We start from the raw sequence: 21,342 nt of genomic DNA on the forward strand, positions 1-21,342 counted from the left end.
CGCGAAATTCGTTGACTCCGTCCCCTACGTTTTTATTGAATTTTTTGTGCAGTTTCGGCGCAAACATTTACAAATACTCCGATCTTGAAAAAGTTCTTTACAAGCAATTCGTTGAATTACAGTAATTTATTCCATTGTTTTCAGTTTGAGCTATGATCCGGACAGGGTTGGAAGCGGATCGACAACGCCCATGGGGATGGGTGAAAACGGTCGCAATGAAATCAGTGAGAGGGAGGAGCCTTTTCCATGTCACCAGCAGCTCAGACCGAGACCAAGCTCTTTGCGCCGTCCGCCGACACCGTGGCGCGCGCGCATGTGAATGCGGAAACCTATGACCGGATGTATGCCGCCTCGCTGGCCGATCCCGAAGGGTTCTGGGCCGAGCAGGGCAAGCGGGTCGACTGGATCAAGCCCTTCACCCAGGTCAAGGACGTCAATTACAACTTCGGCGAGGTCTCGATCAACTGGTATGCCGACGGCACGCTGAACGTCGCGGCCAACTGTATCGACCGTCACCTGGCGACCCGGGGCGACCAGACCGCGATCATCTGGGAACCGGACTCGCCCACTGAGCCCGCCAAGCACATCACCTACAAGGAACTGCATGGCTCGGTCTGCCGCATGGCCAACATTCTGGAGAGCCTGGGCGTGCGCAAGGGCGACCGCGTGGTGATCTACCTGCCGATGATCCCCGAGGCGGCCTATGCCATGCTGGCCTGCGCCCGCATCGGCGCCATCCATTCCATCGTCTTCGCCGGTTTCTCGCCCGACGCGCTGGCGGCCCGGGTCAACGGCTGCGACGCCAAGGTGGTGATCACCGCCGACGAGGCGCCGCGCGGTGGCCGCAAGACGCCGCTGAAATCCAATGCCGACGCGGCCCTGCTGCATTGCAAGGACAGCGTCAAATGCCTGGTGGTCAAGCGCACCGGCGGCCAGACCACCTGGATCGCCGACCGCGACTATGACTATAACGAGATGGCGCTCGAGGCGTCGGATTACTGCGCGCCTGCAGAAATGGGCGCCGAGGATCCGCTCTTCATCCTCTACACCTCCGGCTCGACCGGCCAGCCCAAGGGCGTGGTGCATACCACCGGCGGCTATCTGGTCTATGCCGCGATGACGCATGAGATCACCTTCGACTATCACGACGGTGACATCTACTGGTGCACCGCCGATGTGGGCTGGGTCACCGGCCACAGCTATATCGTCTATGGCCCGCTGGCCAATGGCGCCACCACGCTGATGTTCGAGGGCGTGCCGACCTATCCCGATGCGGGCCGCTTCTGGGAGGTCTGCGCCAAGCACAAGGTCAACCAGTTCTACACCGCCCCCACCGCCATCCGCGCGCTGATGGGTCAGGGCACCAGCTTTGTCGAAAAGCACGACCTGAGCGACCTGCGCCTGTTGGGCACCGTGGGCGAGCCGATCAACCCCGAGGCCTGGAACTGGTACAATGACGTGGTCGGCAAGGGCAAATGCCCGATCGTGGACACCTGGTGGCAGACCGAGACCGGCGGCCACCTGATGACGCCGCTGCCGGGGGCGCACGCGACCAAGCCGGGCTCGGCGATGAAACCCTTCTTCGGCATCCAGCCGGTGGTGCTCGACCCGCAATCGGGTGTCGAGATCAGCGGCAACGGGGTCGAGGGCGTGCTCTGCATCAAGGACAGCTGGCCGGGCCAGATGCGCACCGTCTGGGGCGATCACGAGCGGTTCCAGAAGACCTATTTCGCCGATTACAAGGGCTATTACTTCACCGGTGACGGCTGCCGCCGCGATGCCGACGGCGACTACTGGATCACCGGCCGCGTCGATGACGTGATCAACGTCTCGGGTCACCGCATGGGCACCGCCGAGGTCGAAAGCGCGCTGGTCGCCCATGCGGCCGTGGCCGAGGCCGCCGTGGTGGGTTACCCGCACGAGATCAAGGGCCAGGGCATCTATTGCTACGTCACCCTGATGAACGACCGCGAGCCTTCGGACGAGCTGATGAAGGAGCTGCGCACCTGGGTGCGCACCGAAATCGGCCCGATCGCCAGCCCGGACGTGATCCAGTGGGCACCGGGCCTGCCCAAGACCCGCTCGGGCAAGATCATGCGCCGCATCCTGCGCAAGATCGCCGAGAACGACTTTGGCTCGCTGGGCGACACCTCGACCCTGGCCGACCCTTCGGTGGTCGACGACCTGATCGCCAACCGGGCCAACAAATAAGGGGATGGACATGGACGCTGCCACGATGACCACCCCCGCCGTTCTGATCCTTCTCGGCCCTCCGGGCGCCGGGAAGGGCACCCAGGCCCGCATGCTGGAAGACAGGTTCGGGCTGGTGCAGCTATCGACCGGCGACCTGCTGCGCGCCGCCGTGGCCGCCGGAACCCCCGCTGGCAAACAGGCCAAGGCGGTGATGGAGGCAGGCGACCTGGTTTCCGACGACATCGTCATCGCCATCCTGCGCGACCGGCTGGCCGAGCCTGACTGTGCCAAGGGCGTGATCCTCGACGGCTTTCCCCGCACCACGGTGCAGGCCGAGGCGCTGGACACGCTGCTCTCCGAGAGCGGCCAGCGCATCAACGCCGCCATCAGCCTCGAGGTCGAGGATGCCGAGATGGTGACCCGCATTTCGGGCCGCTACACCTGCGGCGGATGCGGCGAGGGTTATCACGACACGTTCAAGCAGCCCGCCGAGGCGGGCAAATGCGACAAGTGCGGCGGCACCGAAATGAAGCGCCGCGCCGATGACAATGCCGAAACCGTGGCCAGCCGGCTCGAGGCCTATCACGCGCAGACCGCGCCGCTGATCGCCTATTACGACGGCCACGGCGTGCTGCAACGGATCGGTGCCATGGGCGGGATCGACGAGATCGCTCAGGGCCTTGCCACCATCGTCAAGGGGGCGATGGACTAGGCAGGAAAGACCGGGGCGCGCGGCCCGCGCCGCCCCTGCCCCCGAAATGGAATGCCGACGGACCGCCCTGGCGGACCGGAGGAGTCATGCCCGCCAATCACCGGCGGGATTCAGGAGTGAGACCGTCCGGACCGCAGCCGGGCGCCTCAGGAGGAAGCAAGGAGGACCCGCAATGGCGGACCACAGCAAAACTTCCGCAGCGACCAGCGATGCCCAAAGCGGGTATTGGCAGGCCAATGTGCGGATCATTCTCATCAGCCTCGTCATCTGGGCGCTGGTGTCTTTCGGGTTCGGCATCGTGCTGCGCCCGATGCTCAGCGGCATCGCCGTGGGCGGCACCGATCTGGGCTTCTGGTTCGCCCAGCAAGGTTCGATCCTGGTGTTTCTGGCACTGATCTTTTTCTACGCCTGGCGCATGAACAAGCTCGACGCCGAATTTGGCGTGGAAGAGGAGTAATCACCCATGGATCAGTTTACCATCAACCTGCTGTTCGTGGGCGCCTCCTTTGCGCTCTACATCGGCATCGCGATCTGGGCCCGCGCGGGTTCCACATCGGAATTCTACGCCGCCGGTCGCGGCGTGCACCCGGTCATGAACGGCATGGCCACGGCGGCCGACTGGATGTCGGCGGCCTCGTTCATCTCGATGGCCGGTCTCATCGCCTTTGTCGGCTATGACAACTCGACCTTCCTGATGGGCTGGACCGGCGGCTATGTGCTGCTGGCGCTGCTGCTTGCACCCTATCTGCGCAAGTTCGGCAAGTTCACCGTGTCCGAGTTCATCGGCGACCGCTTCTACAGCCCGACCGCGCGCCTGGTGGCCGTGATCTGTCTGATCGTCGCCTCGGTGACCTACGTGATCGGCCAGATGACCGGTGTGGGCGTGGCCTTCGGCCGCTTCCTCGAAGTGTCGAACACCACCGGCCTCTTGATCGGCGCCGTGGTCGTGTTCGCCTATGCGGTGTTCGGCGGCATGAAGGGCGTGACCTATACCCAGGTCGCCCAGTATGTCGTGCTGATCATGGCCTATACCATCCCGGCCGTGTTCATCTCGCTGCAACTGACCGGCAACCCGATCCCGGGCCTGGGCCTCTTCGGCGACCATGCCGCTTCGGGCGAGCCTCTGCTGGCCAAGCTGGACGCGATCCTGCGCGAACTGGGCTTTGCCGAATACACCACCCATAACGGCGACACGTTCAACATGGTGCTCTTCACCCTGTCGCTGATGATCGGCACCGCCGGTCTGCCCCACGTCATCATGCGCTTCTTCACCGTTCCCAAGGTGTCCGACGCACGCTGGTCGGCGGGCTGGGCGCTGGTGTTCATCGCGCTTCTCTACCTGACCGCCCCCGCCGTGGGCGCCATGGCACGGCTCAACATCACCGACATGATGTGGCCCAATGGCACCGACGCCGAAGCCGTCTCGCTGGAGCAGATCGAAACCGATCCGCGCTATGACTGGATGGCAACCTGGGAAAAGACCGGCCTTCTGGGCTGGGAAGACAAGAACGGCGACGGCAAGATCCAGTACTATAACGACAAGTCCGAGGCCATGCAGGCCAAGGCTGCTGAAAAGGGCTGGGCCGGCAACGAGCTGACCAAGTTCAACAACGACATCCTGGTTCTCGCCAACCCGGAAATCGCCAACCTGCCGGGCTGGGTGATCGGTCTGGTCGCCGCCGGTGGTCTCGCCGCCGCGCTCTCCACGGCAGCCGGTCTCTTGCTGGCGATCTCTTCGGCCGTCAGCCATGACCTGATCAAAGGGTCCATCAACCCCTCGATCTCGGAAAAGGGCGAGCTTCTGTCCGCCCGGATCGCCATGGCCGTCTCGATCGCGGTGGCCACCTATCTGGGTCTGAACCCGCCGGGCTTTGCCGCACAGACGGTGGCGCTGGCCTTCGGTCTCGCCGCAGCCTCGATCTTCCCGGCGCTGATGATGGGGATCTTCTCGAAGAAGATCAACAATCGCGGCGCCGTGGCGGGTATGCTGGCCGGTCTGATTGTGACCCTGATCTACATCTTCCTGCACAAGGGTTGGCTCTTCATTCCCGACACCAACTCCTTCACCGATGCCGACCCGCTTCTGGGCACGGTCAAGTCGACCTCGTTCGGCGCAATCGGTGCCCTCGTCAACTTCGGCGTCGCCTATCTGGTCGCCGGCATGACCGAGGAAACTCCGCAGGAGATCAAGGACCTGGTCGAAAGCGTGCGCATCCCCCGAGGCGCAAGCGCAGCTCAGGATCACTGAGTTGACGGGCGGCCCTGCTTCCTTCCCTCTTTTGGGCCGCCCTTACTGACCACGGTCCCGCCAGGCCTTGCCCTGGCGGGACTTTTTCGTTCCGCTACACTGGTGCCCCATGCCCCTTTCGCCCGAACAGATCACCCGGTTCCTGAAATCCGTCCACCCCTATGACGCGCTGCCGCTGGCCGAGCTTGAACGCATCGCCCCCCGCATCGACGCCTGGGAGGTCGAGCGCGATTTTGCCGTCTACGATCTGGGCGAGAAACTTCCGGGCCTCTTCATCGTCTACGAGGGCCAGGTCGAGATCCGCGATGAGAACGACGCGGTGGTCTCGCATCTGGGCTTGCGCAACTCCTTCGGCGAACGCGGCCTGATGCGCGACGGGCACGCCGTCACCTCGGCGCGGGCCGATGCCCATTCGGTGCTGCTGGTGCTGCCGCCCGATCTGTTCTCGGAACTGATGGCCGCCCATCCGGTGGTGGCGAAATTCTTTAACCGCGCCCGCGCGCCGCGCCCTCAAGTGCAGAGCCTCGCCACCAGCCGGGTCGAAACCCTGATGGCCCGCGATCCGGCCACCTGTGCACCGGCCACCACGGTGCAGGCCGCAGCACAGGACATGCGCGCGCGCGGCATCTCCTCGCTTTGCGTTTGCGAAGGTGATGCATTGGTCGGCATTCTCACCCAACGCGATCTTTCGGGCAAGGTGGTGGCCGAGGCGCGCAGCCCCGACACACCCGTAGCCCAGGTGATGACCCCTGCCCCGCTCACCCTCGCCCCCTCCGCCATCGGCTCGGACGTGCTTCATGCGATGATGGAGCGCCATATCGGCCATATCCCGATTGTCGAGGCCGGGCGGCTGGTGGGCATGGTCACCCAGACCGACCTGACCCGGTTCCAGGCGGTCAGCTCCGCCGAACTGGTCAGCCGTCTCGCCCGCGCCACCAGCGCCGGTGAGATGGCCGAGGTCACCGCCGAGATCCCGCGCCTGCTGGTGCAACTGGTGGCAGGCGGCAACCGGCACGAGGTGGTCACTCGCCTGATCACAGATATAGCCGACACCGCCACCCGCCGCCTGCTGGCGCTGGCCGAGGATAAGCTGGGACCGCCGCCGGTGCCCTATCTCTGGCTTGCCTGCGGCAGCCAGGGCCGCCAGGAACAGACCGGTGTTTCGGATCAGGACAATTGCTTGCTGCTGGACGACGCGGTGACCGAGGCCCAGATACCTTACTTCCGGGACCTTGCGCAGTTCGTCTGCGACGGTCTCAACACCTGCGGCTATGTCTATTGCCCGGGCGACATGATGGCCACCAACCCGCGCTGGTGCCAGCCGGTACGGGTCTGGCGCGACTATTTCCGCGGCTGGATCGCCAAACCCAACCCCGAGGCACAGATGCTGGCCAGCGTCATGTTCGACCTGCGCCCGATCGGCGGGCATCAGGCGCTGTTCACCGATCTTCAGGCCGAAACCCTGCGCGCGGCGCGGGCCAATTCGATCTTTGTCGCCCATATGATTTCGAACTCGCTGAAACACACGCCGCCGCTCAGCCTGTTGCGCGGGTTCGCCACCATCCGTTCGGGCGAGCACCGCAATACGCTCGACCTGAAACACAATGGCGTGGTACCGGTGGTCGATCTGGGCCGCATCTATGCGCTGCAAGGCGAGTTGACCGAGGTCGGCACCCGCGCCCGGCTGGAGGCGGCCGAGGCGGCGGGCGTGCTCAGCCCCTCGGGCGCGCGCGATCTCAAGGACGCCTATGACCTGATCGCCGAAACCCGGCTGGAGCATCAGGCCGCGCTGGTGCGGAGCGGCGAGGCGCCGGACAACTATCTGGCCCCCACATCTCTGTCGGACTTTGAGCGAAGTCATCTGCGCGACGCCTTCGTGGTGGTAAAGACGATGCAATCGGCCGTGGGCCATGGCAAAGGCATGCTGAGCTGACCGGAGGGGACCGGAAGGCTGGAGGAGAGAGAAGATGTTTCTGGAACTGATCGGAACGCTGGTGGCGGGGCTAGCCCTGGCCGGTGTGGTCATGGCGCTGAACCGGCTGTTGGGCGGACGGCTGCCGCGCTGGCTGGCGCCGGTTGCCGCCGGTTGCGGCATGATTGGCGTCACCATCGCCAGCGAATACGGCTGGTACGCCCGCACCCGCGCGCCGCTGCCCGAAACGATGCAGGTGATCGAAACGGTCGAAAGCCGGGCGCTCTACCGTCCCTGGACCTATGTCGTGCCCTTCGTCAACCGGTTCGCCGCCATCGACGCGGGCTCGGTCCGCACCAACCCCGCCCTGCCCGGTCAGCGGCTTGTCGATCTCTATCTCTTCGGCCGCTGGGCGCCGGTGTCGAAACTGCCGGTTCTGGTCGATTGCGACGGGTTCCGTCGCGCCAACCTGGCAGATGGCGCCGAGTTCGGCGCCGACGGCACGGTGCTCGATGCCGACTGGCGCCAGCCAGCGGCTGGCGATCCTCTGATCGTGGCCACCTGCGAGGTCTGACATGCTGACCGGTCTCAGTCTGCGCCTGCGCGTCTTTCTCTTCTTCTGCCTGCTGGCCCTTGGCGGCATCGCGGTGGTGCTGGGCGCGCTCTGGATCGCCTATGCGCGGGCCACGGCTACCGATCTGCTGAACGCTTTTGTGCTGGCGGGCATGATCTCCGCCTTCGGCCTCGCCGCACTCTGCGTCGGTGTCTGGCTGCTGTTCGACGAGAACATAGCCAAACCGATCGAGCGTCTGTCCGCCCAGATGCGTGCCCGCGCCCATGCCGGGGTCGAAGGCGAGGTCGACCTGCACGCCGCCCGCTATCTCGGCGATCTGGCCCCCGCCGCCGCGGGCCTCGCCGGGCAACTCAGCAGTTCGACCCTCGACACCGCCGCCGCCATCGCCGCCGAGACCGCGCATCTGTCGGCCGAGAAAGAGCGCCTGACCGCGCTTCTGACCGAAATCCCGGTTGCCATGCTGCTGGCCAATCCGCGCCACCAGATCGTGCTCTACGACGGTCAGGCCGCCGGAGTGCTGGCCCAGATCGCCCACCCGCGCCTCAACGCCTCGCTGTTCGACTATTTCCAGCGCGACAGCCTCGAACAGGCTTATGCCCGGCTGGCCAGAACCGGGCTGGACGTGCCCTGTACCCTGACCGGCGCCGACGGCGCGCAGACCTATCAGGCCCGCATGAAGCCCTTGGGCGACGCGCCCGGCTACATGCTCATCCTCGACGAGGCCAGCGCCCGCATCGCCCCCGAGGCTGCGCGCCCGCTGGTCTACGATTTCGACCTGCTGAGCCAGTTCACCGATGCCGCGCTCGAGGATATGGACCTGAACGCGCTGAGTTTCGCCGTCTTCGACACCGAAACCACCGGGCTCCTCCCCCACAAGGACGAGATCGTGCAGATCGGCGCCGTCCGGGTGGTCAAGGGCCGCATCGTGCCGGGCGAGCGCATCGACCAGCTGGTCAATCCCGGCCGCCCGATCCCGCCCGCCTCGACCAGGGTGCATGGCGTGTCCGACAGCATGGTCCGGAACGCCCCCGACATCGTCACCGCCGCACGGCAATTCCACCACTTCGCCCGCGACGCCGTGATCGTGGCCCATAACGCGCCCTTCGACATGGCCTTCCTGCGCCGCCACGGGCCGCGTTGCGGCCTCGACTGGGATCACCCGATCCTCGACACCGTGCTCCTGTCAGCGGTCCTCTTCGGCGCCAGCGAGACCCACACGCTCGACGCGCTCTGCGACCGGCTCGGCGTCACCATCCCGGCCGAGCTGCGCCACACCGCCCTGGGCGACGCCCAGGCCACCGCCGAGGTGCTCTGCCGCATGCTGCCGATGCTGCGCGCCCGGGGAATCACCCGCTTCGGCGAGGTCATTGCCGAAACCCGCAAACACGGCCGCCTGCTCGAAGACCTGAACTGAGCCCCGGGCCGCATCCGCACCCCGCTTGGACGCTTTTCCGACATCGAAAAAGCGCATTTTCGTGTTTTCCTGCGAAAATGGATACCAAATCGCCCCTCGCCCGCTCCGCCGGAACCGCCGCGCCCGCCATGGACAAACCTCCCCTGTCATGGCACGTGGGGGCAAACCCCGCCCACGAGCACGAGATGACCGAAACCACCTTCACTCCCGGCCCCGAGACCGCGCGCGCCTTTCGCGATGCGCTCGGCTGCTTCGGCACCGGGGTGACCGTGATCACCGCCATGACCGAACGGGGGCCGGCCGGGATCACCGCAAATTCCTTCGCCTCGGTCTCGCTCGACCCGGCGCTGGTGCTCTGGTGCCTGGCCAATGCGTCGGCGCGCTATGACACGTTTGCCAACGCCCGCCATTACGCCATCCATGTCATGGCCGAGGATCAGCACGCGCTGGCACAAAGCTTCGCGCGCGACGGGCTCGATTTTGCTCACGTGCACTGGCAGCCGGGCCTCAACGGCGTGCCCACCCTGAAACACACCCTCGCCCGGTTTGACTGCCGCCTGGCCGCGCGCCACCCGGCCGGGGATCACCAGATTCTGGTGGGTGAAGTGCTCAGCGCCACCCACCGGCCCGGCAAGGGGCTGATGTTCAAGCGCGGACAGTTCGGCGGCTTCACCGACCTGCTCTGACCGCTCCCCCGCGCGCCGCGCCCACCCCGTTCCGCTCGCCAAAGGCATCCAGGAGCGCAAAGCCGCGCCTCGCATCCCGTGGCCCAAACCGCGACTGCAAAGGCGCTCTTGATCGCGCCAACGCGCCCTTTGTCCTCTCGTGGCAGCCTGACGGACGAAACACCGCTTGTCTCCGGCGCACCGCCCCTTTCCTCTTGCCTAAAATATCCCGGAGCGCGAGGCAGCGCCTCGCATCCCGCGCCGCAAGGCGCGGCACCAAAAGAGCGCGCCGCAGGCGCTCCTTTTGACAACAGAGAACGCGCGGGCGACCTATTCGTCGGGCGTGGCATGCACCGCCAGCAGGTCCAGTTCCGCCTCTTGCGGCGCAATGGTGCGAAAGCTTTCGCGCACCCCCGCTTCGGTCAGTTCCCGCGCCACGGTCAGCAGCGTGTTCGGGTCATGCCCGTCGCAGAGCTCCGCCATATGGTCGATCTCGGCCCGCGCCACGCCCATCGCCGCCTCGACCGAGGGCGCGCCGTAAAACGCCACGAAATGCCGGGCCAGGTTCTCGGTCAAGGCCTCGAGCTCATGCGGCTCGGCCCGGGTCACCGCCACAAATGTCACCCGGCCAAAGGTTTCCAAGCCCAGCCAGCCATTGGCAAACGCCTGTCGCGCCTTGCCCTCCAGATCCGCCTCGCCCCAGTTGGAAAACTCGAACCCGCCCGAAATGCACCACTCCCCGGTGCGCGCGGGCGAATGGAACACGCGCGTGTCGCTCTCGTCAAAATGGATCGCCCGGGCCAGGTTCATGCCTCTTCCTCCAGAACATCGCTCATCGGCACCAGATGGGTCGTCGCCTTGTCCCGGATCAGCATGCCGAACCGCTCGTCGACCCCCAGAAAGGTACCCGACAGCCCGGCTCGCGTCACCGCTTCGCCGACACCCTGCACCAGCCCCATCCATTCCGCATGCAGCGGCCCGTTGCCATCGCTTTCCCAGCGGTTGATCCAGGTCATCACATGCCGCGCCCAGCTTTCCAGCAGTTGCTCGGCAGGCACATCGGCACAGCCCTCTTCATAGAGCGCTGTCCGGTCCGGTGTATCTCCGGGATCCTCGGCGGTCTGCAACAGAACCAGGTCCAGGCCGACGACCAGCCAGTCCGGCACCGCCGCAGGCTCAGCCGTATCCGCCGCCACCTGCAAACGCCCGCACAGCGCGCCGTTCACCCGAATGCCGCCCTCCCAGGTCAGGTGCACCGCCACCTCGGGCGGGGCCAGCGCGCCCAGTGCGTTCTGGAACCCGACACCGCAAAGCGGCAGCATCGCCATCGCCTCGGCCAGCGCCACCTCGGGGGCAAAGACCAGCGCCGCCCGCAGCCGGTCGGCCTGGACGTTATGCACCACCGTCCCGCCGTCACAGCCCATCGCGGCCATGGCGCGGGCGCGGTCAAACGGCGCCTCGCCCCCCGATACGGCAACGCCCTGCATCAGCGGAGGAAAGGTGGGTGTGCTCATGCCTGCCCCTTGGCGATCATCTCGCGCGCGATCCGGCGGAACGCCTCGGCCTGCGGGCTGTCGGGCTTGCTGACCACGATCGGCGCGCCGCCGTCGGCGGCGACCCGGATGTCGAGATGCAGCGGGATCTCTCCCAACAGCGGCACGCCCAGCTTCTCCGCCTCGGCGGCAACGCCGCCATGACCGAACACATGTTCCTCATGCCCGCAATTGGAACAGATATGGGTCGACATGTTCTCGATCATGCCCAGGATCGGGGTCTTGAGCTGGCGGAACATGTCGATGCCCTTGCGGGCGTCGATCAGCGCCACATCCTGCGGGGTCGAGACCACGATGGCGCCATCCACCGCGAATTTCTGGCTCAGCGTCAACTGCACGTCGCCGGTGCCCGGTGGCAGGTCGACGATCAGCACATCCAGACCGCCCCACTGCACCTGGTTCATCATCTGTTGCAGCGCGCCCATCAGCATCGGACCACGCCAGACCACCGCCTGCCCCTCGTTGGTCATCAGCCCCATCGACATCATGGTCACGCCATGATTGCGGAGCGGCAGGATGGTCTTGCCATCCGGGCTGGCGGGTCGCCCCGAGACGCCCAGCATGCGCGGCTGCGACGGGCCATAGACATCGGCGTCCAAGAGGCCCACGCGCCGCCCCTCGGCGGCCAGCGCACAGGCGAGGTTGGCCGACACGGTGGACTTGCCCACGCCGCCCTTGCCCGAGGCGACGGCGACGATCCGGTCGACACCGGCAACCGGCTGCGGCCCTTGCGGCGCCGCCTTGGGGCGCGGTTTCAAATCGGGCGGCGCCTTGTCGGAATGCGCCGTCATCAGCGCCGAGACCTTGGCGACCCCTTCGACCATCTGCGCGGCCTGCTCGGCGGCGCTTTGTACGGGCTTGTACATTTCGGACAATTTGGGGTCGATCTCGAGGACAAAACGGACATTTTCGCCCTCGACGTTCAGCGCCCGGACGATTCCGGCGCTGACGATATCCTGCCCCGAGGCCGGATCGGTGATCTTCTTGAGGTTGGCCAGTACGGCGTCACGCAGACTCATGCGTCACCATCCTTGATCAGGCCGGTCACCTCGTGGCTGACATCCAGCCCTTCGACGGTCAGAACGATTTTTGCTTTGAATTCCTTGCCTTCCGGACTGCCCGCCAGGCGCAACCCCTCCTCGATCGCCTGCTGGCTGGTGACGCCCACCTGCTTGAGGAACTTGCGCATCGACATGTTGTAATCGCCGCTCATGGCCCGGTCTCTCCTGTATCCCACGCATCATTTGACGCATCCCCCGCACCGCCATTACGCTGCGAACATGCGACACGCCCTCTTGTGCCTCACCCTGCTCGCCTCCGCCACCCCCTGCGCCGCACAGGAGGCAATCGGTCTGGCCAGCCCCGAGGCGGTGGCACGCTCGGGTCTTCTGCAACATATTCTGCCGCGCTTCTCGCTCAAGACCGGAATTCGCGTTATCATCGACTCCGAAGGCCCGATGGAACTGACGACCGTAACCGACGACGCGCCGGTTTTCCGGCGCGGCGATGTGGTTTACTTCCTTCATACCGACGGGTCGGAACGGCAGGAACGGTTCCATGACTGGCTGCAAAGTGATATCGGCAAGCGCACGATCGAAGCTTTCGTGCCACAGGACGGTCCCGCCTTTTCCGCCAGTTTCGAGACAGCTGAACCCGAAGCCGCGCCGCAGTTTGACGGCAACGCGGCCCTTGGCGCGCAACTGTCGCTGGAAAAATGCGGGCGATGTCATGTGGTTGGCGAGCAGAACCGGATGAAGGGGATCGGTTCTACCCCGTCCTTTGGCGTGCTGCGCGCCCTGTCCGACTGGGACAGCCGGTTCCAGTCCTTCTACGCTCTGCGCCCGCACCCCGCCTTTACCCAGGTAGAAGGCATCACGGCGCCCTTCGATGCCGAACGCCCCTCGCCGATCTACCCGGTGACGCTGACGCCCGAGGAACTGGAGGCCATCCTTGCCTTTGTCGCGGCAACCGGCGCAGCCGACCTGGGTGCGCCATTGATCATGAAATAGCGCCTCACGATACATCCCGGAGCATTTGCAGCGAAATGGAGACAGGACGTGGGTCAATGGTCCTTGCGCCTGCTGAAGTAATCCTCGGTGGTGACCGTGCGTGGCCGTTCCTTGGCGGCAAACGGGTTGTCCGTCGCCTGGAACTGGGCGCCCACCCGGCAATTGTCGCACATCTGGATCATCCGCGCCTGCGCGCTTTCGGCGAACATCGGGTGTTTGCCCGCGAGCTTCTCCATGATCCGCTCGACGGTCGAGCGGACGCCGAAGAGCGCGCCGCATTCGATACAGGCAAAGGGTTCTTCCTCGTTCAGCACGCGTTGGCCTAGCGCCGCTTCGGACAGGTCAAGCCGCGGTTCCAGCGTGATCGCCTGTTCCGGGCAGATGGTCCGGCAGATACCGCATTGCAGACAGGCGTCCTCCTGAAAGTTCAACTGCGGCATGTCCGGATTGTCGATCAGCGCCCCCGAGGGGCAGAGCGACACGCAACTGAGGCACAGGGTGCAGGCATCCGTGTTCACCACCACTGCACCATAAGGCGCCGCCTCGGGCAATGGCAGGACCGGCCCGCCCGGGTTCAGCGCCTGAGCCGCCAGCCGCGTGACCTGCCTGCGATTGCCCATCGGCAGCACCGGATCCGCCAGCGGTGCTTTAACTTCCGCCATGTAGAGATGTTCGGACAAGGCGTCAGGGTCGGTCATATCAAGCAGGCTCAACCGTCCCGGCCCTGCTATCGCCACGGCCAGCGCCAGTTCACGGTCCAGTGCCTCGCGCTCGGTCCTCTGTCCGCACAGGACCGACACAGACGCAAACCCATGCGCCAGCCCGGCCAGCATCTCGGCATGACCAAACCCGGAAACAACGTTCAGTTCCAGTGGGATGACATCGGCGGGCAGACCCCGGCCGAACCGGGCCGCGAGGCGGATCATCTCGGCCCCGTGCGCGTCGTGCACCAAGAGGCGCGGCGCGCTCCCCCCCGCCTTGCGATAGGTCCGCGCCAGGATCTGCATCCGCGCCAGGAGGGTGGCAAGCGCGGGATCTTCATAGGTGATCGCGGTCGAGGGGCACAGCGCCGCACAGGCGCCGCACCCCGCGCAAACCATCGGATCGATGGACACGTGATCGCCCGCCGGCGTGATCGCCCCGGTCGGGCAGATATCAAGGCAGTTCGAACAGCCGGTCTGTTCAGCGCGCGCATGAGCGCAGAGGCTTTCGTTCAGCCGGACATAGAGCGGTTTCTCGAAAGTCCCGGTCAGTTGCGCGGCCTCAAAGGCCAGACGCTCGACCGCCAGCGCATCGCGCGGGTCTGCGCGCAGATAGCCTTCGCGCTTTTCCCAGGCCGGCACCATGGGCGTGCCGCCGGTAAGGTCGATCACGATATCACATTCTGACACGGCGCGATCCTTCGGCGCCGTCAGTTCAAAGGCCCCACGCCCGCCCGGCAGGACTTGCCGGAACCCGTCGATCCGCAACCGGAAACCTCCCAGGGCGCCCCGTACCCGAACCAGTTTGCCGGTCACCACGTCATAGGCACGCGTGATCGGCAGGTCGCCTTCGGTAATCAGCGCGGTCACCGCCAGCACCCCGGACAGGCGCTCGGCCAGGTCGCAGACGGCATGGGCCGGACCGGCGATCAGGCACACCCCCTCGCTGAGCACATCCACCGCCGGGGTCACCGGAACCGGCATCAGTGCCTCGGCCGCCAAAGCCGCCATCTTGGGCGCGGCCTGCTCCCCTTGCTCAGACCAGCCCGCTCGGTCGCGCAGGTCGACAAATCCGGGTGTTTCAACCCCCAGGTCTTCGGCCAGGGCCGTGAATACCGCCTGCTCCTGTCCGCAGGCCATGATGGCTTCGCCAGCCTGAAGCAGATCGGCGGCTTGTTCCTGTCCGGTTGTGCAAAGTGCACTAAAGACGCGCGTGCATCCGGCTCCGCAAGCTGTCGAGATCAGTTCCGCGTCAATGGATTGCGACCCGGCGCAATCGCAAAGAATCAGTGTCTTGGACATTCTTTCTCCATCCGGCCCGGCGCTGCGGACCTCCCTTCTCCCGTGTTGGACTGTGGCCCAGCTTGACCGTGCCGTAAAGGCCACATGGATCGCGATAAACTTTTGTATACCTTTCCTTGGCACACAGACCGTTCGCGCTAGATGACGAAGACTGAGCAGATTAAGATACATTTGAGTTCTATCTTTTCTGGTAAGAAAACTGGGCCAATCCTCTCAAAAGCCTTGGCAGATGTGTTTTTACCTCGCATAGTTTGACGGACGGAAAGAAGGGGAGAGCTTTCCGGGGAGGACCGTTTGGCCAAGGCCGCAAACAAACGCATCGAAATGCCGCTGGGCGTGGTTGTCCGCAAGTCGCCGGGCGTAACCCGCTGGGTTCGATGGAACTGGCGTGCCGTCGCTGTCCTGCCGGGGGCGGGACCAGCCGACTGGGCGGAATTGCGGCGCGAAGGCGAGGCTGTCGAATACCATGCGGCCACTCTGCCGCTGGTGCTCTGGTCCTCGGACGCCGAAGCCTACATGATCAACCTGGCCGACGGGATGCCCTCCATTTACTTGGTGCTGCGCGAGAGCGACGCGGCCGACCGTCCGCTGGACGCGGTTCTGGTCACGGCATCGCCTTACGAAGGTCAGGACTATGCCGACACATCGGATGACATCGTCGAAAAGATTCCTATGACACCAGGGCTGATTGCATGGGTACGGGATTTCGCACTGGCGCATTTCGAGGCCGAGGGTTTTGTCAAACGCAAGCGGGATCGCAAGCGGGTCGATCTGGTCGAAGACGGGCGCGGCGATGCGCGTATCCGACAGGAGACTGATGTCTATCGTGCGCCGGGCCGGAGGGTGGTGCAATGAGCGCGGGCAGTGATTTCTGGACCAGGCGCCGCGCGGCGGTGGTGGCCGAAGAGCGCGCCGAAGCAGCGGCGCTCAGCGCCGAGGCGCGCGCGCAGGCGCAAGCGGCGCTGGAGCAGGAAAGCGACGAAGACATTCTCGCACGGCTTGAACTGCCTGATCCGGATACGCTGCAACCCGGCGATGACGTTGCGCGTTTCATGTCCGATCTGGTACCCGACCGGCTGCGACGCCGGGCCTTGCGCCGCCTCTGGCGCCTGAACCCGGTTCTGGCAAATGTAGATGGTCTCGTCGATTACGGCGAGGACTACACCGATGCCGCACTTGTGGTGGAGAACCTGCAAACCGCCTATCAGGTCGGCAAGGGCATGCTTGCGCATATCGAGGCTCTGGCCGCGCAGGCCAAAGGCGAGGAGGACACCGGAGAGGAAGACCTGCCCGCCACAACGCCAGACGAGACGGAAGAGGCCCCGCTTGTGCTCGCCGAGACCTCCCCGCCCGAGATGGAGGCTGCGTCCGCAGCCGACGCGGGCAACGAGGTGGTCCCCTTGCGGGACCCCGAGGCGCCCGCCCTCCCCGCACCGCGCCGCATGCGTTTTTCGTTCGAAGGATAGAGAATGGCCCAGACCAGCACAGCAATACCCACGATCGGCGAAGAGGACCGGCTGCGCGCGGATTTCTACAATTTCCTGGGGCTCATCCTGGCGGCGCCGCCAGACCAGATGCTGCTGAACCAGGTGGCTGGACTTTCGGGCGACGAGTCGGATCTGGGCCAGGCGATCGGCGCCATGGCGCGCGTGGCCCGTGTGACAAAACCAGCCGCCGCGGAGCGCGAGTTCAACGCGCTGTTCATTGGCTTGGGACGGGGCGAGTTGCTGCCTTACGCCAGCTACTACCTCACCGGTTTCTTGAATGAAAAGCCGCTGGCTCAGTTGCGACAGGACATGGCGGCGCGTGGCATCACCCGTGCCCGGAATGTCTATGAGCCCGAGGACAATATCGCCTCACTTATGGAAATGATGGCGGGCATGATCGTGGGGCGGTTCGGAAAACCGGCCACGCTGGACGACCAGAAGACCTTCTGGGCACGACATATCGGCCCCTGGGCCGGTCATTTCTTTACGGATTTGGAAGGCGCCGAGAATTCGGTCCTCTATGCCTCGGTCGGCTCTGCCGGCCGGGTGTTCATGGAGATCGAGCGCGAAGCCTTCCGGATGACGGCGGCCTGAGGCCGCCTTTCGCCGGTGTCCCGAACGGGATGCCAGAACCGCAAATGGGAAAGGAGGATCCCATGAGCAAGACCAGGGAAGAAGGCGCAACCCGCCGCGACTTCCTGAAACTGGCCGGCACCGCCGCGCCCGCCGCGGTGGCCGCAGCCGCCATCGGGGGCGAGGCACAGGCCGCCGACCTGCCCGTGGACGAAACCCGTCTTCAGGACACCGCGCATACCCGCGCCTATCTCGACAGCGCCCGGTTCTGAAAACCGGACGCCGTCACCCCCGGTCGACGGTTGCGTGAGGCCCTGACACCGGTTTCGGAGAGTACCAAGCCAGCCACGATGGTCGTGGCCAGCACGGGAGGAAAAAGATGCTAAGGAAAAAGACCAACGGGGTTGCGCGACGCCCCCAGCGGACTTCGATCCTGTCCCAGGTCGGTGACACCCATGTCGACCGCCGCGCGTTCCTGCGCGGTTCGGGTCTGGCGATCGGCGGCCTTGCCGCGATCAGCGCCACGGGCGGAACCGTGACGCAGGCCAGCGCCCAAACGGCAGCCGGATCCGCCGTTGAGACCGTGAAATCGGTCTGCACCCACTGCTCGGTGGGCTGTACCGTCATCGCCGAAGTCAAGAGCGGCGTCTGGATCGGGCAGGAGCCCGGCTGGGACAGCCCGTTCAACCTGGGTGCACATTGCGCAAAGGGGGCCTCGGTCCGCGAGCATGCCCATGGCGAACGCCGCCTCAAGTACCCGATGAAGAAAGAGGGCGGCGAGTGGAAGCGCATCAGCTGGGACCAGGCGATCAACGAGATCGGCGACGGCATGATGAAGATCCGCGACGAAAGCGGACCTGACAGCGTCTACTGGCTGGGCTCGGCCAAGCACAATAACGAACAGGCCTATCTGTTCCGCAAGTTCGCCGCCTATTGGGGCACGAACAACGTGGATCACCAGGCCCGTATCTGTCACTCGACGACCGTCGCAGGTGTTGCCAACACCTGGGGCTATGGCGCGATGACGAACAGCTATAACGACATCCACAATTCCAAGGCCATCTTCATCATCGGCGGCAACCCGGCCGAGGCGCATCCCGTCTCTCTGTTGCACGTTCTGAAGGCCAAGGAGCAGAATAACGCACCGCTGATCGTCTGCGACCCGCGCTTTACGCGCACGGCCGCGCATGCCGACGAATACGTGCGCTTCCGGCCCGGCACCGACGTGGCGCTGGTCTGGGGCATCCTGTGGCACATCTTCGAGAACGGCTGGGAGGACAAGGAGTTCATCCGCACCCGCGTCTGGGGGATGGATCAGATCCGTGAAGAAGTCGCCCGCTGGACGCCCGAAGAGACCGAGCGCGTCACCGGCGTGCCCGGAAGCCAGTTGCGCCGCGTCGCGATGCAGATGGCCAACAACCGTCCCGGCACCGTGATCTGGTGCATGGGCGGCACCCAGCACACCAATGGCAACAACAACACCCGCGCCTATTGCGTGCTCCAGCTGGCGCTGGGCAACATGGGCACGAGCGGCGGCGGCACCAACATCTTCCGCGGCCATGACAACGTGCAGGGCGCGACCGACCTTGGTGTGCTCAGCCATACGCTGCCAGGCTATTATGGTCTGACGGCGGGTGCCTGGGGCCATTGGGGCCGGGTCTGGGGCGAGGACATGGACTGGCTCAAGGCCCAGTTCGCCACCGTCAAGGACAAGGACGGCAAGGACAAGTCGTTGATGCTGGAAACCGGTATCCCGGTCAGCCGCTGGATTGACGGTGTGCTGGAAAACCCGGAAAATATGGACCAGCCCAACAATGTTCGCGCCATGGTGCTGTGGGGTCATGCCCCCAACAGCCAGACCCGTGGCACGGAAATGAAGACGGCGATGGAAAAGCTCGACATGCTAGTCGTGATCGACCCCTATCCGACCGTCTCGGCTGTCATGCATGACCGGACCGACGGGGTCTACCTGCTGCCGGCCTGCACGCAGTTCGAAACCCGCGGCTCTGTCACGGCATCGAACCGCTCGCTCCAGTGGCGCGACAAGGTGGTCGATCCGCTGTTCGAATCGCTGCCGGACGAGGTCATCATGGCCAAGTTCGCCAACAAGTTCGGCTGGGCCGATCGGCTGTTCCGGAACATCGAGATGGATGACCTGGAAACACCCAATGTCGAGAGCATCACGCGCGAGTTCAACTCGGGCCTCTGGACCATCGGCTATACCGGCCAGTCGCCTGAGCGGCTCAAGAGCCACATGGCCAATCAGCACACGTTCGACAAGACGACGTTGCAGGCTGTGGGCGGTCCCAATGATGGCGAGTACTATGGCCTGCCCTGGCCCTGCTGGGGGACTGCCGAGATGGGCCACCCGGGCACGCCCAACCTCTATGACATGTCCAAGCCGGTTGCCGAAGGCGGCCTGTGCTTCCGGGCACGTTTCGGGGTCGAGCGGGACGGAGACAACCTTCTGGCAGAAGGGGTGTCGAACCCGGGCGCGGAGATCCAGGACGGTTACCCTGAGTTCACCATGCAGATGCTGATGGACCTGGGCTGGGACGGCGACCTGACGCCTGAGGAACGCGCGGCAATCGACGCTGTCGCGGCCGAAAAGACCAACTGGAAGACCGACCTTTCGGGCGGTATCCAGCGGGTGGCGATCAAGCATGGCTGCGCCCCGTTCGGCAATGCCAAGGCCCGTGCCGTGGTCTGGACCTTCCCGGACCCGATCCCGGTACACCGCGAACCGCTCTATACCAACCGGCGCGATCTGGTGGCGGATTATCCAACCTACGAGGACCGCAAGTTCTATCGTCTGCCGACGCTTTATGCGTCGATCCAGAAGAACGACTTCTCGAAGGATTATCCGATCATCCTGACCTCGGGTCGACTGGTCGAATACGAGGGCGGCGGCGACGAGACGCGCTCGAACCCCTGGCTGGCCGAGTTGCAGCAGGACATGTTCGTCGAGATCAACCCCCGCGATGCCAACAACCTGGGCATCCGCGAAGGGCAACAGGTCTGGGTCGAAGGTCCCGAGGGTGGCAAGGTCAAGGTGATGGCGATGCTGACCGAAAGGGTCGGTGCCGGCGTGGCCTTCATGCCCTTCCACTTTGGCGGGCATTTCCAGGGCGAGGATCTCAGGTCGAAATATCCGGCCGGGGCCGATCCCTATGTCCTGGGCGAGGCAACCAACACCGCCCAGACCTATGGCTACGATTCAGTGACCCAGATGCAGGAGACCAAAGCGACTCTCTGCAAGATCTGGGCAGCGTAAGGAGGACCGATAATGGCAAGAGCAAAGTTTCTCTGCGACGCTGAACGCTGCATCGAGTGCAACGCCTGCGTCACCGCGTGCAAGAACGAGCACGAGGTGCCCTGGGGCATCAACCGCCGCCGGGTGGTGACGATCAATGACGGCAAGCCGGGCGAGCGCTCGATCTCGGTGGCCTGCATGCATTGCTCGGATGCCCCCTGCATGGCGGTCTGCCCGGTGGACTGCTTCTACCAGACCGAAGACGGTGTGGTGCTGCATTCCAAGGACCTGTGCATCGGCTGCGGCTATTGCTTCTACGCGTGCCCCTTCGGCGCGCCGCAATATCCGCAAGCGGGCAACTTCGGATCGCGCGGCAAGATGGACAAGTGCACCTTCTGCGCTGGTGGCCCGGAAGAGACCCACTCGACGGCAGAATTCGCCAAGTACGGGCGCAACCGGATCGCCGAGGGCAAGCTGCCCATCTGCGCCGAGATGTGCTCGACCAAGGCGCTTCTGGCGGGCGACGGCGACGTGGTCTCGGCCATCTACCGCGAACGCGTGGTGGCCCGTGGCTTCGGTTCGGGCGCCTGGGGCTGGGGCACGGCCTATGACCAGAAAGGCGGCTGATCCCGCCTGAACACCAGACTGGCGCGGCCCCGCCGCGCCAGTCCCCCACTTGAATTTTCCTTGAAAGTTCTCCGCCCCGCTTTGTGGCGGGCACTATTTCTGCGATCTGCCGAAGAGGG

20 protein-coding genes are annotated in these 21,342 nt (G+C 65.0%); 15 read left to right on the forward strand and 5 right to left on the reverse strand.

The window, feature by feature from the left end:
• Nucleotides 1–246: 246 nt before the first annotated feature.
• From acs to OE747_RS00385, 8 genes are all read left to right on the forward strand, one after another.
• On the forward strand, nucleotides 247–2,211 hold the full coding sequence (gene acs, locus OE747_RS00350; protein ID WP_263826625.1) for an acetate--CoA ligase: 1,965 nt from the start codon (nucleotides 247–249) through the stop codon (nucleotides 2,209–2,211).
• Nucleotides 2,212–2,221: 10 nt separating this feature from the next.
• Nucleotides 2,222–2,905, forward strand: a complete 684-nt coding sequence (locus OE747_RS00355; RefSeq protein ID WP_263826626.1) for an adenylate kinase — start codon at nucleotides 2,222–2,224, stop codon at nucleotides 2,903–2,905.
• 172 nt (nucleotides 2,906–3,077) lie between these two features.
• A complete protein-coding gene (locus OE747_RS00360; protein ID WP_263826627.1) occupies nucleotides 3,078–3,362 on the forward strand; it encodes a DUF4212 domain-containing protein in 285 nt (94 codons plus the stop codon).
• 6 nt (nucleotides 3,363–3,368) lie between these two features.
• Nucleotides 3,369–5,153, forward strand: a complete 1,785-nt coding sequence (locus OE747_RS00365) for a sodium:solute symporter family protein (protein ID WP_263826628.1) — start codon at nucleotides 3,369–3,371, stop codon at nucleotides 5,151–5,153.
• A 109-nt stretch (nucleotides 5,154–5,262) separates the two neighbouring features.
• Nucleotides 5,263–7,086, forward strand: a complete 1,824-nt coding sequence (locus OE747_RS00370; RefSeq protein WP_263826629.1) for a DUF294 nucleotidyltransferase-like domain-containing protein — start codon at nucleotides 5,263–5,265, stop codon at nucleotides 7,084–7,086.
• Nucleotides 7,087–7,120: 34 nt separating this feature from the next.
• Entirely contained in the window at nucleotides 7,121–7,639 is a 519-nt protein-coding gene (locus tag OE747_RS00375) for a hypothetical protein (RefSeq protein WP_263826630.1), read from the forward strand.
• Between the two features lies 1 nt (nucleotide 7,640).
• Nucleotides 7,641–9,053 carry a 3'-5' exonuclease gene (locus tag OE747_RS00380; RefSeq protein WP_263826631.1) on the forward strand — a complete coding sequence of 471 codons (1,413 nt, stop codon included), beginning with the start codon at nucleotides 7,641–7,643 and terminating at the stop codon, nucleotides 9,051–9,053.
• A 185-nt stretch (nucleotides 9,054–9,238) separates the two neighbouring features.
• Nucleotides 9,239–9,739 carry a flavin reductase family protein gene (locus OE747_RS00385; RefSeq protein ID WP_263827082.1) on the forward strand — a complete coding sequence of 167 codons (501 nt, stop codon included), beginning with the start codon at nucleotides 9,239–9,241 and terminating at the stop codon, nucleotides 9,737–9,739.
• 309 nt (nucleotides 9,740–10,048) lie between these two features.
• Here OE747_RS00385 and OE747_RS00390 read toward each other — a convergent pair whose 3' ends face one another.
• Genes OE747_RS00390 through OE747_RS00405 form a run of 4 tightly spaced genes read right to left on the reverse strand, consistent with a single transcriptional unit; the run spans nucleotide 10,049 to nucleotide 12,484 of the window.
• Nucleotides 10,049–10,528, reverse strand: coding sequence for a DUF6505 family protein (locus tag OE747_RS00390; protein ID WP_263826632.1), 480 nt, complete (start codon nucleotides 10,526–10,528; stop codon nucleotides 10,049–10,051).
• Nucleotides 10,525–11,232 carry a biotin/lipoate--protein ligase family protein gene (locus tag OE747_RS00395; protein ID WP_263826633.1) on the reverse strand — a complete coding sequence of 236 codons (708 nt, stop codon included), beginning with the start codon at nucleotides 11,230–11,232 and terminating at the stop codon, nucleotides 10,525–10,527. The genes OE747_RS00390 and OE747_RS00395 overlap by 4 nt, the downstream gene beginning before the upstream one ends.
• Nucleotides 11,229–12,290 (reverse strand): Mrp/NBP35 family ATP-binding protein, encoded by a 1,062-nt coding sequence (locus tag OE747_RS00400; RefSeq protein WP_263826634.1) that lies wholly within the window; start codon nucleotides 12,288–12,290, stop codon nucleotides 11,229–11,231. Before OE747_RS00400 ends, OE747_RS00395 begins: the two co-directional genes overlap by 4 nt.
• Nucleotides 12,287–12,484: a DUF6494 family protein gene (locus OE747_RS00405; RefSeq protein WP_263826635.1), complete on the reverse strand. Its 198-nt coding sequence runs from the start codon at nucleotides 12,482–12,484 to the stop codon at nucleotides 12,287–12,289. The genes OE747_RS00400 and OE747_RS00405 overlap by 4 nt, the downstream gene beginning before the upstream one ends.
• A gap of 67 nt (nucleotides 12,485–12,551) precedes the next feature.
• Between OE747_RS00405 and OE747_RS00410 the strand changes: the two genes are divergently transcribed.
• The gene (locus OE747_RS00410; RefSeq protein WP_263826636.1) at nucleotides 12,552–13,280 is read left to right on the forward strand and encodes a cytochrome c; all 729 of its coding nucleotides are present in this window, start codon (nucleotides 12,552–12,554) and stop codon (nucleotides 13,278–13,280) included.
• A gap of 53 nt (nucleotides 13,281–13,333) precedes the next feature.
• Here the strand turns inward: OE747_RS00410 and OE747_RS00415 are convergent, their stop codons facing one another.
• Complete coding sequence (locus OE747_RS00415; RefSeq protein WP_263826637.1) at nucleotides 13,334–15,283, reverse strand: 4Fe-4S binding protein; 1,950 nt, start codon at nucleotides 15,281–15,283, stop codon at nucleotides 13,334–13,336.
• Between the two features lie 294 nt (nucleotides 15,284–15,577).
• Between OE747_RS00415 and OE747_RS00420 the strand changes: the two genes are divergently transcribed.
• From OE747_RS00420 to fdh3B, 6 genes are all read left to right on the forward strand, one after another.
• On the forward strand, nucleotides 15,578–16,138 hold the full coding sequence (locus OE747_RS00420) for a DUF3305 domain-containing protein (protein ID WP_263826638.1): 561 nt from the start codon (nucleotides 15,578–15,580) through the stop codon (nucleotides 16,136–16,138).
• Nucleotides 16,135–16,749: a DUF3306 domain-containing protein gene (locus OE747_RS00425; RefSeq protein ID WP_263826639.1), complete on the forward strand. Its 615-nt coding sequence runs from the start codon at nucleotides 16,135–16,137 to the stop codon at nucleotides 16,747–16,749. Before OE747_RS00420 ends, OE747_RS00425 begins: the two co-directional genes overlap by 4 nt.
• A 3-nt stretch (nucleotides 16,750–16,752) precedes the next feature.
• Nucleotides 16,753–17,364, forward strand: coding sequence for a TorD/DmsD family molecular chaperone (locus OE747_RS00430; protein ID WP_263826640.1), 612 nt, complete (start codon nucleotides 16,753–16,755; stop codon nucleotides 17,362–17,364).
• A gap of 62 nt (nucleotides 17,365–17,426) precedes the next feature.
• A complete protein-coding gene (locus OE747_RS00435) occupies nucleotides 17,427–17,615 on the forward strand; it encodes a ubiquinol-cytochrome c reductase iron-sulfur subunit N-terminal domain-containing protein (RefSeq protein WP_164127014.1) in 189 nt (62 codons plus the stop codon).
• Between the two features lie 107 nt (nucleotides 17,616–17,722).
• A complete protein-coding gene (locus tag OE747_RS00440; RefSeq protein WP_263826641.1) occupies nucleotides 17,723–20,617 on the forward strand; it encodes a formate dehydrogenase subunit alpha in 2,895 nt (964 codons plus the stop codon).
• A gap of 12 nt (nucleotides 20,618–20,629) precedes the next feature.
• The gene (gene fdh3B / locus OE747_RS00445) at nucleotides 20,630–21,223 is read left to right on the forward strand and encodes a formate dehydrogenase FDH3 subunit beta (RefSeq protein ID WP_164127012.1); all 594 of its coding nucleotides are present in this window, start codon (nucleotides 20,630–20,632) and stop codon (nucleotides 21,221–21,223) included.
• Nucleotides 21,224–21,342 lie beyond the last annotated feature (119 nt).

Origin of the sequence: Ruegeria aquimaris (assembly GCF_025751555.1) — a bacterium.
In the GTDB taxonomy this organism is placed as follows: domain Bacteria; phylum Pseudomonadota; class Alphaproteobacteria; order Rhodobacterales; family Rhodobacteraceae; genus Ruegeria_B; species Ruegeria_B aquimaris.

Bases quoted from the DNA above. Each gene is read 5' to 3' on its own strand.
- acs (WP_263826625.1), top strand. From the start codon at position 247: ATGTCACCAGCAGCTCAGACCGAGACCAAGCTCTTTGCGCCGTCCGCC.
- OE747_RS00355 (WP_263826626.1), top strand. From the start codon at position 2,222: ATGGACGCTGCCACGATGACCACCCCCGCCGTTCTGATCCTTCTCGGC.
- OE747_RS00360 (WP_263826627.1), top strand. From the start codon at position 3,078: ATGGCGGACCACAGCAAAACTTCCGCAGCGACCAGCGATGCCCAAAGC.
- OE747_RS00365 (WP_263826628.1), top strand. From the start codon at position 3,369: ATGGATCAGTTTACCATCAACCTGCTGTTCGTGGGCGCCTCCTTTGCG.
- OE747_RS00370 (WP_263826629.1), top strand. From the start codon at position 5,263: ATGCCCCTTTCGCCCGAACAGATCACCCGGTTCCTGAAATCCGTCCAC.
- OE747_RS00375 (WP_263826630.1), top strand. From the start codon at position 7,121: ATGTTTCTGGAACTGATCGGAACGCTGGTGGCGGGGCTAGCCCTGGCC.
- OE747_RS00380 (WP_263826631.1), top strand. From the start codon at position 7,641: ATGCTGACCGGTCTCAGTCTGCGCCTGCGCGTCTTTCTCTTCTTCTGC.
- OE747_RS00385 (WP_263827082.1), top strand. From the start codon at position 9,239: ATGACCGAAACCACCTTCACTCCCGGCCCCGAGACCGCGCGCGCCTTT.
- OE747_RS00390 (WP_263826632.1), bottom strand. From the start codon at position 10,528: ATGAACCTGGCCCGGGCGATCCATTTTGACGAGAGCGACACGCGCGTG.
- OE747_RS00395 (WP_263826633.1), bottom strand. From the start codon at position 11,232: ATGAGCACACCCACCTTTCCTCCGCTGATGCAGGGCGTTGCCGTATCG.
- OE747_RS00400 (WP_263826634.1), bottom strand. From the start codon at position 12,290: ATGAGTCTGCGTGACGCCGTACTGGCCAACCTCAAGAAGATCACCGAT.
- OE747_RS00405 (WP_263826635.1), bottom strand. From the start codon at position 12,484: ATGAGCGGCGATTACAACATGTCGATGCGCAAGTTCCTCAAGCAGGTG.
- OE747_RS00410 (WP_263826636.1), top strand. From the start codon at position 12,552: ATGCGACACGCCCTCTTGTGCCTCACCCTGCTCGCCTCCGCCACCCCC.
- OE747_RS00415 (WP_263826637.1), bottom strand. From the start codon at position 15,283: ATGTCCAAGACACTGATTCTTTGCGATTGCGCCGGGTCGCAATCCATT.
- OE747_RS00425 (WP_263826639.1), top strand. From the start codon at position 16,135: ATGAGCGCGGGCAGTGATTTCTGGACCAGGCGCCGCGCGGCGGTGGTG.
- OE747_RS00430 (WP_263826640.1), top strand. From the start codon at position 16,753: ATGGCCCAGACCAGCACAGCAATACCCACGATCGGCGAAGAGGACCGG.
- OE747_RS00435 (WP_164127014.1), top strand. From the start codon at position 17,427: ATGAGCAAGACCAGGGAAGAAGGCGCAACCCGCCGCGACTTCCTGAAA.
- OE747_RS00440 (WP_263826641.1), top strand. From the start codon at position 17,723: ATGCTAAGGAAAAAGACCAACGGGGTTGCGCGACGCCCCCAGCGGACT.
- fdh3B (WP_164127012.1), top strand. From the start codon at position 20,630: ATGGCAAGAGCAAAGTTTCTCTGCGACGCTGAACGCTGCATCGAGTGC.